Below are 14465 nucleotides of genomic sequence, written 5' to 3'. Positions count from 1 at the left end.
ATCGTGTCGCCAAGGCGACACGATTCTTTTTTAGGCTCGTTTTAATTTGGTTGCCAATCGGTTTCCGAATGACTGAATCGATTGAACAAGTAGGATGAGGACAAAAATCGTCACATACATCACTTCCGGTTCAAAACGAAGGTGTCCGTATTGATATGCGATATCTCCAAGCCCACCGGCTCCAACGAGACCTGCCATGGCAGTCGCACCAATCAAACCGATCGTTGCAATCGTCAATCCGAGAACGATGGAAGAACGTGCCTCACGGATGAGGACGTACCAGATGATCTTTCTCGTCGAGATGCCCATCGCCTCATACGCCTCGATGACCCCGCGGTCGACTTCAAGAAGAGCAGACTCCATGAGCCGTGCGATGTATGGGGCGGTGAAGACAATGAGTGGTAGAAGTACACCTTGGACCCCGATTGTCGTACCCATGATGAAACGTGTGAACGGCAAGATGAAAAACAAGAGAATGATGAACGGAATCGAACGGATGACGTTGATGACGCTCGATAATCCGCCGTACACGAACCGGTTCGCGAGACGCCCGTCCGGTCTCGTCAGTACAAGCAACGTCCCGAGCGGAAGTCCAATCAAGGTCGAGATGAGGAGCGCGATACTCGTCATCGTCAATGTTTGAATCGTTCCCGTCCAAATGAGGTCACCCCAGTCTGTCCAGAACTGTTGCATGGTTCGACACCTCCCTTACGTGTACACCGCTCGTCTTCAAATAACGGACAGCGAGTTCTGTTTGTTCATGGTCTCCGTCAAGGTGAACGAGCAGATTTCCGACAAGACCCGCTTTCAATTTCTTGATCCCGCCTCCGATGATGTTCGGTAAGATCCCGAATCGTTTCGTCAACTGCGCGAGCACCGCTTGTTCCGTTTGACTACCGATGAATGATAAATGAACGAGCGTGCCTCGCGTCTGTAATTCCGACACCACTTCTTCCGGAACATCGAGATTCGTCTTCAAGAACCGCTGCGTCGTTTCGTGTCTCGGGTTTGAGAAGACATCCAACACATTGCCTTGTTCAATAATGTTGCCGTGATCGATGACGGCGACCCGGTCACAGATCCGTTCAATCACTTCCATCTCATGCGTGATCAAGAAGATGGTCAATCCGAGTTCTCGGTTGATTTCGAGCAACAACTCTAAGATCGACTCGGTCGTCTCAGGGTCGAGCGCACTCGTCGACTCGTCGCTGAGCAGGATGTCCGGTTCATGGGCGAGCGCTCGTGCAATGGCGACGCGCTGCTTTTGTCCGCCTGACAATTGTTCAGGATAATGGTTCCGATGTTCAGATAAACCGACGATGTCGAGATAGCGGTCGACCCGTTCACGGATGACTTGCTTTCCGAGCCCTTCGAGGCGGAGCGGGATGGCGACATTCTCTTCGACGGTCGCGATCTTTAATAGGTTGTAATGTTGAAAGATCATGCCGATTCGCTGACGTAGCGAAGAGAGTTCTTTTTTCTTTAATTGTGTGATGTCTTGTCCCTCAATCTCAACGACACCTGCTGTCGGGCGCTCCAATAGATTGATCATCCGGATGAGAGTACTCTTCCCAGCACCGCTTCGCCCGATGATGCCGAAGATTTCCCCTTTTTCGATTGTGAGGGAGACGTCGTCAAGCGCTGTGATTGTATCTCCATTGACGTGAAATTGCTTGGTGATTTGTTTCAGTTCAATCATCGAATCCCTCCTCAGAACGCTGGTACGACAGATCCATTGAATTCCTCTTCGATGAAGGCACGTACTTCATCCGAATGGTAGTAAGACTTCAATGTCTCAACGACCTCATCTTCTTTGTTGACCGAGCGGACGACCACATAGTTCGGATATGGGTTGTCGACCGTGTCCTCATGGAACAGGGGATCCTCGTTGATGGAGAGACCTGCACCCATCGCAAAGTTCGTATTGATGGCTGCAAGGGCCACTTCCGGAAGTTGTGTCGGGAGCTGCGACGCTTCGAGCTCTATGAATTCGAGATTGAGCGGGTTTTCAGCGATATCCCGTTTCGTCGCTTTATCTGTCAAGCCTTCTTTCAATGTGATGAGGCCTGCCGTTTCATAAAGACGTAATGCTCGCAGTTCGTTCGCCGGGTCATTCGGTACGGCCACTTTATCCCCTTCTTTTAAATCCTTGATATCTGTCAACTTCTCAGAATATAGCCCCATCGGGAATGCGACCGTTTTGAATACGTCGTCGATCTTATAGCCTTTATCCGATTTTTGGAGCTCTAAGAACGAGAGCGTCTGATAACTGTTCACGTCGAGGCTTCCTTCGTCGAGAGCGGTGTTTGGTGTGTTGTAATCATTGAATACTTTAATGTCGATCTCAAGACCGTCCTCTTTCGCGAGTTCTTGTACTTTCTCTGCAATCTGCTCGTGTGGGCCACCGGTCACGCCGATTGTCAGTTCTTCCGTGCTGAGCGTTTCGCTCGCCTCGGATTGCCCACACGCAGAAAGTGCAATTGCTGCAAGGAATGATGTACCTGCCAAAAGTGTTTTTTGTTTGATGTTCATGAATAGTTCCTCCTCCAAATGAAAAGCCCGCTACTCACGAAGAGCGGCGGGCACGACAAGTGAAAGTCGGACACGCTCATCTCCCAGACGTCACGTCTGTTGGAATTAGCACCATGATCATACTGATCTGGTTGCCGGGTTTCATCGGGCCAGTCCCTCCACCACTCTTGATAAGCAATCGGTTCTATTATTTTGTTATTATATTACTGATAAAAGCATTATTTGTAAACTAATTCTTGTAGATTGATGAGAATTTCTTTTAACTGCTCTGAATCTTCAAGATTCCGAATCCCTTGAATCGTGATTTCTTCAACAATCGAAGTGACCAATTCATCGACTTGATCAGGATGAATCCCAAGTTGTGTTAGCGAAGTCGGCGCATCGATGGATTGAAGCCAGTCCTCGAGCAGGAAGGTGTCATCGGATCTAATCAACCGTTCTTGAACAATCAATCCGAACCCGACCTTGTCCCCATGTAACCAATGATGAGTCGAATCAAAGCGACTGAGTGCATTATGAACGGCGTGCGCAACGGCAACACGTGTGCCGGCACCCCCGAACCCACCGACCGCACCACCGATTGCGAGGACATGGTCGACGATATATCGGATGTCTGGCCCATAATGACGAAAGTCCTGTTCATGAATCGACAAGTCCATCAATTTACCGCACTGCGCAGCAAGTGATAACCCTGACTGAATCCCTGCATCCTTTGAAGTCGTCCCGCTAATATAACGAGCCTCGAACCACTTTGCGACCGTGTCGATGACGCCAGCCTTGAAATAGTCATAAGGTGAATCACGTAACAGTCGTTCATCTGCGATGACGCGCTCGATGACGACCGGAAACGTGTCATAGCGAATGTAAGACCCTTCCTCAGTGTAGATGACGCTGAGTGGGGTGAAGGCGGCACAGTTTGACACGAGGGTCGGGACGACAATGAGCGGAACTGACTGAGCGAATGCAATCCGCTTCGCCGTATCAATCAATTTACCTCCGCCGACGGCAATCCATACGTCGGGTCGATAGGCATTCAAACGATTAACTTCTTCGTCTGAACATTCCCCGTTGAACTGTACACTCGGAAGATTTGCTAGACGAGGGAACACGTGAACCGCTTCACCGTATCCGTTCAATCCTTTCAAAACGAGTGCCTTCCGGTTTCCAATCACCGTATGAAGGTCCTCGAGCGCATCATCCGAATGGTCATATTCGAGCACGGCCTGACGTATCACAAATGTACCTCCTCATAAGCTGCAAACAGTCTCTCAATCCGTTCTACCGCTTCATCAATCTTCTGTTCAGACGATACGAGACCGAAACGGATGTGGTGCTCTCCCTCTGTTCCGAAGAAGTAGCCTGGTGTGACGGCGACTCCCGCCTCGTGGAGTAACTTTTTCGAGAACGATTTTGCATCCCCCTCAGGTACTTTCGCCCATACAAAGAACGAACCCTTCGGTGCCTCAATCTCCCACCCCGCCCGGCGTAATCCATTAATCAATCGGTTTCGTCTTGTTTCGTAAAGTGAGGCTAGGTCATCACGCAAGTCTCGCGGGGATTCTAACGCCACAATCGCTGCCTCTTGAATGGCTGAGAAGACAGACACGTGGACATGATCTTGATACGTGTTGATGGCTTCGATGATATCGGCATTCCCGACCGCGAACGCGACACGCCACCCCGACATATTGAACGCCTTCGACATCGTGTATACTTCAATTCCAATTTCTTTCGCACCATCTGCCTGAAGGAAGCTCGGGGGAACATAACCGTCGAACCCAATGCTTCCATAAGCGAAATCGTGGACGACCATCACATCATGCTTCTTCGCAAACGCGACGGTTTCTTCAAAGAATGCCGGCGTCGCAACAGCCCCAGTCGGATTGCTCGGGTAGTTCAAATACATGAGTTTCGCGTGGGACGGGTCGAGTGTTGAATAGTCCGGAAGAAAGCCATGTTCCTCTTTTAACGTCAAATCGATGATTTCCGCACCAGCCAGACGCGCCCCCGAGATGTAATCCGGGTAACCCGGGTTCGGGAGTAAAATCCCGTCACCCGGTTCGAGAAGACATTGTGGGAGTGTGATCAAACCTGATTTGCTACCGATCAAGATCGCGACTTCTCGTTCCGGATCGAGTTCGACACCATATTCACGAGAGTAAAATGATGCGACCGCTTCTTTCAATCGGGTCTGTCCTCGAAATGGACCGTATTGGTGTGTGGTCGGGTCCGTGATGGCACGTTCGAGCGCCTCACAGATTGGAGCGGGCGTCGGTAAATCGGGTGTCCCTTGCCCGAGTCGGATGACGCTCTTCCCGCTTGCCTCTACCGCTGCGACCTCTTCTGCTAATCCGACGAAGTGTTGCGTCGGTAAGGATTTTAATAATTGTGAACGTCTGTCTGCCATGATTCTTCCTCCTGATACGAAAAAACACCCCTTTCTGAGGAAAGGGGTGCTCAATACAGACGTATGTAGTCAACCACCTTCCCATCTCTCAAGGTCACCTTGCTGGAATTAGCACAGTATTTTGCAATCTGTTGCTGAAGCTTCATCGGGCCAGTCCCTCCGCTTCTCTTGATAGAAAGTGTTATTCGCTATGTAATTTTTGTATGTTCCTAAGTTAACCAGACATTTCCAACGGTGTCAAACATTTTTTCAAAGTGAACATCTATTGAATCCTTTTCAAAAAACATTCATAGTAAAAGAGTAGAAAAATTATATTTGTATGAGGGGATAGAGCATTGGAGCTTAATCGTCAACTTATTTGGAAACTCAGTGTGATCGGTCTGATTTTACTCGTCTTATGGCGGGTCATCAGTGAACCGGATACCATCTCACGTGTTTTGCAGTACACGTTTCAGTTACTGACCCCAATCATCATGGGGATTGCCATCGCTTTATTACTTAACACCGTACTCTCTTATATTGAAGAACGGTTCCATTTGAAGCGATATCAAGGTCTGCTCATCGTCTATATCACGTTTATCGGGATTTTAGCAATCTCGGTCGTCACGTTGTTCCCGCGGATCTACTCGAGTCTTTCATCACTCATCGAGGAGTTACCCGTCTACATCCGTCAAATCGATGCGTTCTTAGGTGATGTAAACAATTACCTGAAAGACTATAACGCGACGATCGCCCAGGCGATTGATTTTGCACGCTTCGAGGATCGTTATTCCGGATGGGTCGAGACGGCCGTCCTCTCTTCTGTCAGTTATGTCTCTAGTTTCACGATGACATTGATCAACTTCTTAATCGGGATTGTCATCTCCATCTATCTGTTAAAGGACAAAGAAGTCTTCGCTCGCATGTTCAAACGCCTTCTCTACGCGCTCTTACCAGTGGGCACTGCGAAGACGACAATCGATATCTTTCAGGAGATGGACTACATTTTTAAACGATACATCATCGGTAAATCACTCGATTGTCTGATCATCGGTGTTCTCGCTGTCATCGGACTCTTAATCATCGGGGCTCCATACGCGTTACTTCTTGGTGTCATCGTCGGTGTGCTCAATTTTATCCCATACGTCGGTCCGCTATTAGGGATGATTCCAGCGTTTATCATCACTTACTTTTATGATCCGTTCACCGCCGTATTGGTGCTCTTGTTCATCTTCTTGTTGCAACAATTTGACGGATTGTGGCTCGGACCGAAGATTTTGGGCGACAGCGTCGGAATCACTCCATTTTGGGTCATCACATCGATTATCATCGGAGGAAGTCTATTTGGTCTCGTCGGCATGTTTGTGAGTGTTCCGATTACGGCGATGATTCAAGTGGTCTTGTCTAGACTGATTGATTATCGTTTAAACCGAAAAAATTTAAATGAATTACTCTAAATCCTCCCACTAATTTGTTGACACATTGATGAAATGTGTCATACAGTTGAAGAGAAGAACAACAATTAACAGAAAGGAGAGGTTCCCATGTCAGTAGTATCTTCGAAACCATTCATTCAAGTTCATACTGATTGGCAGGCACCTCTTCGATTGATTCATATCTAAGATGCCTGCCTAACTAGGCATGCATAAACAACGTGGGACGTCGTATGCCTTCATGCATATGACGTCCCTTTTGTGTCTAAAATTAAATAAAGCAGGTGACCTGTATGTTTCAATCACTCAAGCAACTCGACCGCAACATTTGGATACGTTTCTTAGGAGAAACGATCACGGGAATCATGATGTTCATGATTGCCCCATTCTTAGTCCTTTATTATAGTGACCAGTTAGACAGCTATCTTCAAGTCGGAATCATCATGGCGACGGGACCGATCATGGCGCTCCTCGGCTCGATGATTGGGGGACGGCTTGCTGATCTATACGGACGCAAACCAATTATGATGATCGCCATCGTTGGTGACGCGCTCGCTCTCATCGGTTTTGCGTTCGCCGACTCGTTTTGGCCGTTGCTCTTACTCAATGCCATGCTCGGCTTGACCAATTCATTGTTCCACCCCGCTGCCAGTGCAATGGTCGCTGATGTCACGGAACCCGAGCACATGAACGAGGCGTTCGGTCTCTTACGAATGGGGCATAACATCGGAGCCGCATTCGGACCGCTTCTCGGGAGTGCGGTACTGTTCATCGACAGGGAGCTCATTTTCTTTGCGGCTGCTTTCATCTTTGGACTATATGCCCTCGTGCTTGGGGCATTTATTCACGAGTCGTTGCCGGAGTTCACGGAAGATGAGACCCCAAGCAACCGTGAAGTGTTGCGCGTATTCTATAACGACCGCGTGTTTCTGATCTTTATCTTTGCGGGTATATTCATATCAATGGGGTTCTCGGTCGTCGAAAGTATGTTGCCGCTCTTTTTGAAAGAGTCGCTCCCAACGTATACGGATCAACAAAACCCATTCCCTTACCTGTTGGCACTTAACGGGATCCTCGTCGTTCTTTTCCAGTTCCCGATTGCATCGAAGCTTGGGAATAAGCCTTTTGGGAAAGTCATGTTTGCTGGAGCTACCGTATTCGGGATTGGGATGATCTTGATTGCGATCGTCCCGAGAGCATTGTACGCACTTGATGTCCCTTATCTCCCGCTCGTCGGGATCTTACTCGCCGTCTACGCGTTTTACACGTTTGGTGAGATGATCATGTCTCCTGTCCAACAGACATTCATCGCCTTGATTGCGCCAGAGAACATGCGCGGTGCCTACAATGGTGCTGCGAGTGTCCAGTGGCTGATTGGCGGTGTGACGGCACCGATTATCTCGAGTGTCTTCTTCGATCATCGTGCCGGACATATCGCACTGATTTTGATCGGCGGCGCGAGTTGTCTGTCAGGTATTATTTACTGGCAACTCGGACGTCACGTTCAAGCGACAGAAGCAAAGCAAAAATCCGCGTAATCACTCATTGACCACACTCTCTGTTTTTTAGAAAGTGTGGTCTTTTCATTCTTTTCATTCTTATTAAAATTTGAAATTATCATTCAATTCACTTTACAATCATAATAATCCTTTTTATGATAAAACGGTTAAGGAGGGATCTTTCATGGAAAGGATCGATAAACAGACAATCGTGGACAGTGTTCCACAAAAAGGCTTCTTCGGACAACCGAAAGGGTTGTTCACACTATTCTTCACAGAGTTTTGGGAACGTTTCTCGTACTATGGCATGCGGGCTATCCTCGTATTCTATATGTACTATGAGGTTTCTGAAGGTGGACTCGGGCTCGACCGCAACGTTGCGCTCTCCATCATGTCCGTCTATGGTGCGCTCGTTTATATGTCAGGAGTCATTGGGGGATGGCTTGCGGACAGAGTATTCGGGACGTCACGCGCAGTCTTCTACGGTGGTGTGTTCATCATGCTCGGGCACATCGTCCTCTCGATTCCAGGTAGCGTCGTCTTCTTATTCATCTCAATGGCATTGATTGTCATTGGTACAGGTCTATTGAAACCGAACGTATCAAGCATTGTCGGAGATATGTATAGCGAAACGGATCGCCGTCGCGACGCTGGATTCAGTATCTTTTACATGGGTATCAACTTGGGCGCATTCATTTCGCCTCTTATCGTTGGACAAGTACAAAAAGACTACGGTTTCCATTGGGGCTTTGCCCTTGCAGCAATCGGGATGTTCGTCGGACTCGTTGTCTTCGTATTGACACGTAAGACGAACCTTGGACTTGCTGGTTCATATGTACCGAACCCGTTGTCTCCGGACGAGAAGAAGAAAACGATTCGAATCGTCAGTCTCGTCACAATCGGAATCGCTGTCTTACTTGCCATCTTGATCCCGCTCGGTTGGTTCACGATCAACACGTTCATCACGCTCGTTGGAGTGTTCGGGATTGCGATTCCGACGATTTACTTTATCATCATGTATCGTAGTCCGAAAACGACAGAGGTCGAGCGTTCGCGCATCATCGCCTACATCCCGCTCTTCATCGCCTCAGTCATGTTCTGGGCAATTCAAGAACAAGGGGCAACGATCCTTGCGAGTTATGCCGATACACGGACTGACCTTGAATTCTTCGGATTTACATTGTCACCAGCATGGTTCCAGTCGTTGAACCCGCTCTTTATCATTTTGCTCGCACCGGTATTCGCTTGGTTGTGGGTTCGCCTTGGTGACCGTGAGCCGAGTATCCCGACGAAATTCGCTTTCGGGATCTTGTTTGCAGGGGTCAGTTTCTTGGTCATCCTACTCCCTGCTTACTTCAGCGGTCCGGATACCCTCGTCAACCCACTCTGGCTCGTCTTGAGTTACTTCATCGTCGTCTTGGGCGAGTTGAGCTTGTCGCCGGTCGGTTTGTCGGCTACGACTAAACTTGCACCCGCTGCGTTCTCTGCTCAAACGATGTCACTCTGGTTCTTATCGAACGCTGCGGCGCAAGGAATCAACGCCCAGCTTGTCAAGTTCTACTCACCAGAAAATGAGATGCTCTATTTCGGAGTCATCGGCGGTGTCGCCATCATCTTAAGTTTGATTCTGTTCGCACTCGCACCAAAAATCAAAGTATATATGCGCGGAATCCACTAATCATCAAAAACGCCAGCCGTTCGAATCGGCTGGCGTCATTTTTTATTTGCGTACTTGAATGAGTGACAAGTAGCGGTCAATCATATTGTGGTTAAAGTAATCATGGAAGTTGTCTTGTTTCAGCGATTGAATCGATTCATGGAATGTCGCAGGAAGTGATGCGATTCCCTGACTTTCGATTTGTTTCGCTGAATACTCGAACAAGTCGTCCTCGTTCGGCTTAGACGGTTCAAGCTTCTGCTCGATTCCTTCTAAACCAGCGTAGATGAGGGCAGCAAGTGCCAAGTATGGGTTTGCACTCGGGTCAGGATTTCGGACCTCTACTCGAGTCGCACTTCCACGAGAAGCGGGGATTCGAATCATCGAACTACGGTTCGATGGACTCCAGCAAATGTTGACCGGTGCCTCGAATCCAGGAACGAGACGCTCATACGACTCAGGAAGCGGGTTTGTAAAGATGGCCGTCGCACGGGCATGCTTTAAAATCCCTTCGATGAAATGACGAGCTGTTTGAGAGAGGCCGTAATCGGCGTCAGCCTCGTCAAACGCATTGTTTGTCGCCTTGCCCGCTTCGTCGTTCTTCCATACCGAGATGTTCAAATGCATCCCAGAACCGTTCACGTCACGCAACGGCTTCGGTAAGAACGAGACAGATGCCCCTTTTTCTTTCGCCGCGATCTTGACAATTTCTTTGAAAAACTGAATGTTATCTGCCGTATGGAGCGCATCGTCATATTTGATTCCGATTTCATGTTGTGCCGGAGCGACCTCATGGTGGACCGCTTCGATGTTGAATCCGACATTGCTCAAACGGTTTGCAATATGCTGACGTACTTCGTAACCTTTGTCTTCTGAACGAGTCGAGAAGTAACCGGCCTCATCATAAAACTCTCCATTTTCATCAAAGATGAAGAACTCAGGCTCTGCGCCGACGAAAACCGAGTAGCCATCGCGTGCAGCTCGCTCGAGTGCATCCTTCAACACATTACGTGGGTCGTATTCATATCGCTCACCCTCTGGTGTACAAACATCACAGAAGAACGCCAAAATACTCTCATCACCATCTTGCTCATAACGTGGACGATCTAAATCCGGTCTCAAGAATAAGTCGGAGTTTTTGATGGAAGAGAATCCGTTGATTGAAGAGCCATCAAACATTGTTTTTCCTTCAAAAACCTCTGGCAACAATTTTGCCGAAAGCGTCAAGAGTTTCAAATCACCGAGTACATCTGAAAAGTAGAGATGGATTTGGGTAATATTTTTCTCTTGTACCGTTTTCTCAATTTCTTGTTGCTTCTTTGCTACGTCATCCTTGTCTGTTCCGAATAGATTTGCCATGATTCTTAAAAACCTCACTTCAATGGATTTGACAGGCAAGCTGTCGTTACGCACCTTTCGTACGCTTCTCTATAGTTCATAACCGACTTCGTTTTTTTCTAAACATGAAATTTTGAAAGACGTAAAGTGGCTACATGACGTAAGACTTGATATGATGGATGCAGAATGTCACAGAGAGGGAGAACGCGATTGTATATTTTTATGACTGGTGGAACTGGATTTTTAGGAGGTCGACTCGCCAAAGAGTTGATTGAACGGGGGCATCGGCTTTGCATGCTCGCCCGAACACCGGAAAAAGTAAATGCTCAGTTCACGGTGGAAGAAAGAAAATCAATCGATGTGTTGCCTGGCGATTTGACGGCACACGCACTCGGTGCTAATGAACAATTTATCGATTCACATAAAGGAAAAATCGATTTATTCCTACACATGGCAGCACTCGTCAAATTTGATGAAGAGTTACGCGATGAATTGTTTGAAACAAATGTAACGGGGACGAAAGAAGCTCTTCGATTGGCCAAGTTGATTGACGTTCCTCGGTTTTTCCATGTAAGTACCGCCTATACACTCGGGGCAAAAGAAGTCGGTGGCGAGACGTTATATGATGTGTCTCAATCGTTTCTAAATCCTTACGAAGAGAGCAAGGCGCACGCCGAACAGGCGGTCTGGCAATCACGGGATGAACTCGACGTTTCCATCTTCCGTCCAGCCATTATCGTTGGTGACTCGAAGACCGGAGAAGCGGATTCAAAATTCACGATGTATGGCTATATGCGCGCACTCGAGCTGTTCAAACGGAAATTGGAGCGCCGCGGTCATGACTTTGAATCCATCCGTTTAATCGGATCGGCGACGGGTACCTCAAATCTTGTACCGGTCGATTATGTCGCGGATGTACTTCTGGCCGCTATCGAGCATGCGAAAGCGGGCACGATTTACAATGTCACAAATGATACGCCACCACGCAATGAGATGATGCTCGACTATATGAAAGAGTCGCTCTCTTTCCCGCATTTGACGATCACGGAGACGCCGTCGTCTACACTCAGCTCTGTCGAACAGTCATTTAACGACATGGTGAAAGTATTCAATCCATATTTGAATCGAAACATCACCTTCCATGACGAAAACACAAAACAATTGTTGAAAGATGCGGGATTCTCTCCACTGCGCCTCGACCAGCAGTCGTTGCGACGGATCGTGAATGCCTATTATCAAACAAAACACTAAAAAAATGGACCGGGCTTCCGGTCCATTGTCATTTATCACAGACTAATACGATTTTTCCATCTTTGATTTCGCGCTCGAGTGAGTCGACCATCTCTTTCGTAAGACCGAGGCTTTCCATCTGTTCCATGCGATCTTCTGAGTTGCTCGTAAATTTCGAGAGCAACGACTCAAACATTCCCTTCTCAGGGATACGGTACGGTTGGACACCGGCTTCCGCTGCCAGTCGAATCGTTAGTTCTTCGTCTTTAGCAAACAAATAGATGTGTTCGTTCACACACCCTCCTGAGACCATTTCGTTCACTTCATGGTCTACCGTTGTCATATCATTTACTACCCTTGTCTCTAACATGCCCCATCCTCCTAAACGTTCACAGTCGTGTAATTCACTGTTTTTGTTATTCCCGAAAAATGAGGTGATAAACATAAATCGTCATCGTTTAGTCATGAAACGTCCATTCTTCCACATCAAAATGCTGCACGATTCCCTTGATACGCTCGCGTTCCCCTTCTTTGGTAGCCCGACCCAATAGTCGCGCGGTCACAACGAATTGATTCCCATCTTCTCGGATACGGGATATCCGATAATCTGCCTGTTGCAATAGACCAGCGATGATCTCTAGTTTCTCTCTCTCGGATGACCGAAATGTATGGTTCATGTTCATTCCCCCTCTGTATATATGCTACCATATCGTTTCGTAATGGAGATGATATACTAAAGACAGCGAAAAGGAGTGAGTGACGTGCCTAAACAAGATCTAAATACAATCATGCTAGAATACTTGAATGAAAAAGAAGATTATGAAGCGTTTGCCACAAAACTGAAAGCGCTCCTCAGTGAATTGTTAACGGAAGCCGGGATCCAGTTTCATTCGATTGTCGCCCGTGCGAAAGAAGCGGATAGTCTCTATGCCAAACTATCCCGTAAACCATACCAATACCGTTCGTTACGCGACGTCCAAGACCTCGCCGGGATTCGGATCGTTACTTACTTCCATGATGATGTACGGACTGTTGCGCAAATATTAGAAGATGAGTTCACCATCGACCGCGAACAGTCGATTGATAAATCTACACTCCTTGATTCCAATGAGTTCGGTTATTTATCTGTCCACTATGTCGTGGAACTAAGCGAGAAAAGACTTGCTCTCGGGGAATATCGACGTTTTGCCGAAAAGGAAGCGGAAATTCAAGTCCGCTCGATTCTACAACATGCTTGGGCTGAAATTGAGCATGACCTCGGTTACAAAAACCCGAATGCTGTTCCACCTGAAATCAAACGTAGTTTCAGTCGTGTCGCCGGGCTTCTCGAGATTGCTGATTCTGAGTTTGTGAACATCCGTAAACAACTTCGGACATTCGAACAAGAAACAGTTGAACAAATTCTCGATTCTCCTGAAAAAGTGGCGATTACTCGGGACAATTTAAACTATTACATTGCCAACGACCAGACCGTTGAAAAATTGGATCAAGCCATCTTCCAAAGCGAATGGTTGCTCGAGACTGATCTCTCAGCAATCGTCGAATTGACTCGAATGTTTCATTATGCAGACATCCGAACGTTCAAAGACTTGAACGACACGCTTTCAACTTATTATACGCAAGCCATTCAATGTGCGACCTTACTGCCTTCTTCCCTTCTGCCGAGACAAGGGATGGGTGTCGTCTATGCCGTCCTGGCCAAACTATTGGCAGAAGGTGATGATCCGCAGATTGAATTCTTCTTTAGACGATTCTATCCAGACTTGAAACATTACGAGGACATCATTCAACAAATTCGTAAGAATGAGGAGCCTTTATAACTTTACAGACAACATGTTTTTAATGTAGAATGTTTCTATGTTCTGAAGTATATATGAATAATATTATCACTAGGAGGTAGTTTCGAGGATGACAACACCTGTACCAACTGCTTCACGTCGTCAGCTCGTCGCTGATGCTGAACGTGGGATCCGGATGAACTATCGCGGAGTGAAAAAAAATCTCCGTTCGATGTTCTCACAATATTTGACTCGTAATGAATTCTTCATTCTACGTTCTCTTTGTCAACAGAGTCCTCAAATCGCCTCTGCTTTGTCGAATGAGTTTCAATTTTCAGCTTCGATGATCACAGCACTCGCTGATGAGTTGACGAAAAAAGGATTAATCTCTCGTGAACGCAGCGAACGAGACCGCCGTGTCGTCGAACTTCAAGCGACAGACGAAGGTCGCGAGTTATTCGAGATGTTAGAGAGCATGAAAATCGAATACTTGATGGATGTATTTACTGATTTCTCTGATGAAGAACTCATTTTACTTTCAAAATTATTAGACCGCATGGATGCTTAAGCCATGAACAGACCTCAGCCATAATGGTTGGGGTCTATTTTTTA

At 47.3% G+C, this 14465-nt stretch carries 14 protein-coding genes and 2 riboswitches; of the genes, 6 read left to right on the top strand and 8 right to left on the bottom strand.

Going from position 1 to position 14465, the window contains the following annotated elements; genetic code table 11:
* Positions 1–30 precede the first annotated feature (30 nt).
* From KNO99_RS12265 to KNO99_RS12245, 5 genes are all read right to left on the bottom strand, one after another.
* Positions 31–693 (bottom strand): methionine ABC transporter permease, encoded by a 663-nt coding sequence (locus KNO99_RS12265; protein ID WP_214749023.1) that lies wholly within the window; start codon positions 691–693, stop codon positions 31–33.
* Positions 665–1699: a methionine ABC transporter ATP-binding protein gene (locus KNO99_RS12260; RefSeq protein WP_214749020.1), complete on the bottom strand. Its 1035-nt coding sequence runs from the start codon at positions 1697–1699 to the stop codon at positions 665–667. The genes KNO99_RS12265 and KNO99_RS12260 overlap by 29 nt, the downstream gene beginning before the upstream one ends.
* An 11-nt stretch (positions 1700–1710) precedes the next feature.
* Positions 1711–2532 carry a MetQ/NlpA family ABC transporter substrate-binding protein gene (locus KNO99_RS12255; RefSeq protein ID WP_214749017.1) on the bottom strand — a complete coding sequence of 274 codons (822 nt, stop codon included), beginning with the start codon at positions 2530–2532 and terminating at the stop codon, positions 1711–1713.
* A 73-nt stretch (positions 2533–2605) separates the two neighbouring features.
* Positions 2606–2709: riboswitch (SAM riboswitch) on the bottom strand.
* 41 nt (positions 2710–2750) lie between these two features.
* On the bottom strand, positions 2751–3767 hold the full coding sequence (locus KNO99_RS12250) for an iron-containing alcohol dehydrogenase (protein ID WP_214749014.1): 1017 nt from the start codon (positions 3765–3767) through the stop codon (positions 2751–2753).
* Positions 3764–4939, bottom strand: coding sequence for an aminotransferase class I/II-fold pyridoxal phosphate-dependent enzyme (locus KNO99_RS12245; protein WP_214749011.1), 1176 nt, complete (start codon positions 4937–4939; stop codon positions 3764–3766). The genes KNO99_RS12250 and KNO99_RS12245 overlap by 4 nt, the downstream gene beginning before the upstream one ends.
* Positions 4940–5017: 78 nt before the next feature.
* Positions 5018–5117, bottom strand: a riboswitch (SAM riboswitch).
* 157 nt (positions 5118–5274) lie between these two features.
* On the opposite strand from KNO99_RS12245, the gene KNO99_RS12240 reads away from it, so the two are divergent.
* The 3 genes from KNO99_RS12240 (at position 5275) to KNO99_RS12230 (ending at position 9528) form a co-directional block, all read left to right on the top strand.
* Positions 5275–6375, top strand: coding sequence for an AI-2E family transporter (locus tag KNO99_RS12240; protein ID WP_214749008.1), 1101 nt, complete (start codon positions 5275–5277; stop codon positions 6373–6375).
* 269 nt (positions 6376–6644) lie between these two features.
* Positions 6645–7889 (top strand): MDR family MFS transporter, encoded by a 1245-nt coding sequence (locus KNO99_RS12235; RefSeq protein WP_214749005.1) that lies wholly within the window; start codon positions 6645–6647, stop codon positions 7887–7889.
* Between the two features lie 145 nt (positions 7890–8034).
* Positions 8035–9528 carry a peptide MFS transporter gene (locus KNO99_RS12230; RefSeq protein WP_214749002.1) on the top strand — a complete coding sequence of 498 codons (1494 nt, stop codon included), beginning with the start codon at positions 8035–8037 and terminating at the stop codon, positions 9526–9528.
* 42 nt (positions 9529–9570) lie between these two features.
* Here the strand turns inward: KNO99_RS12230 and KNO99_RS12225 are convergent, their stop codons facing one another.
* Positions 9571–10866 carry a glutamine synthetase family protein gene (locus tag KNO99_RS12225; RefSeq protein ID WP_214748999.1) on the bottom strand — a complete coding sequence of 432 codons (1296 nt, stop codon included), beginning with the start codon at positions 10864–10866 and terminating at the stop codon, positions 9571–9573.
* Positions 10867–11055: 189 nt separating this feature from the next.
* On the opposite strand from KNO99_RS12225, the gene KNO99_RS12220 reads away from it, so the two are divergent.
* Positions 11056–12096: an SDR family oxidoreductase gene (locus KNO99_RS12220; RefSeq protein WP_214748998.1), complete on the top strand. Its 1041-nt coding sequence runs from the start codon at positions 11056–11058 to the stop codon at positions 12094–12096.
* A 28-nt stretch (positions 12097–12124) separates the two neighbouring features.
* Here KNO99_RS12220 and KNO99_RS12215 read toward each other — a convergent pair whose 3' ends face one another.
* Positions 12125–12445, bottom strand: coding sequence for a YflT domain-containing protein (locus KNO99_RS12215; protein ID WP_214692491.1), 321 nt, complete (start codon positions 12443–12445; stop codon positions 12125–12127).
* 88 nt (positions 12446–12533) lie between these two features.
* Positions 12534–12752: a hypothetical protein gene (locus KNO99_RS12210; protein ID WP_214748996.1), complete on the bottom strand. Its 219-nt coding sequence runs from the start codon at positions 12750–12752 to the stop codon at positions 12534–12536.
* An 84-nt stretch (positions 12753–12836) separates the two neighbouring features.
* On the opposite strand from KNO99_RS12210, the gene KNO99_RS12205 reads away from it, so the two are divergent.
* Together KNO99_RS12205 and KNO99_RS12200 are read left to right on the top strand one after the other, a co-directional pair.
* Entirely contained in the window at positions 12837–13895 is a 1059-nt protein-coding gene (locus KNO99_RS12205) for a GTP pyrophosphokinase (protein WP_371743094.1), read from the top strand.
* 88 nt (positions 13896–13983) lie between these two features.
* Positions 13984–14421 carry a MarR family winged helix-turn-helix transcriptional regulator gene (locus KNO99_RS12200; protein ID WP_214748994.1) on the top strand — a complete coding sequence of 146 codons (438 nt, stop codon included), beginning with the start codon at positions 13984–13986 and terminating at the stop codon, positions 14419–14421.
* The last annotated feature ends 44 nt before the right edge of the window (positions 14422–14465 follow it).

The organism is Exiguobacterium sp. s189 (genome assembly GCF_018617615.1).
Lineage (GTDB): Bacteria > Bacillota > Bacilli > Exiguobacteriales > Exiguobacteriaceae > Exiguobacterium > Exiguobacterium aestuarii_A.
Note: the sequence above shows the minus strand (reverse complement) of the source record. Positions and strands in the feature narration are given on the sequence as shown.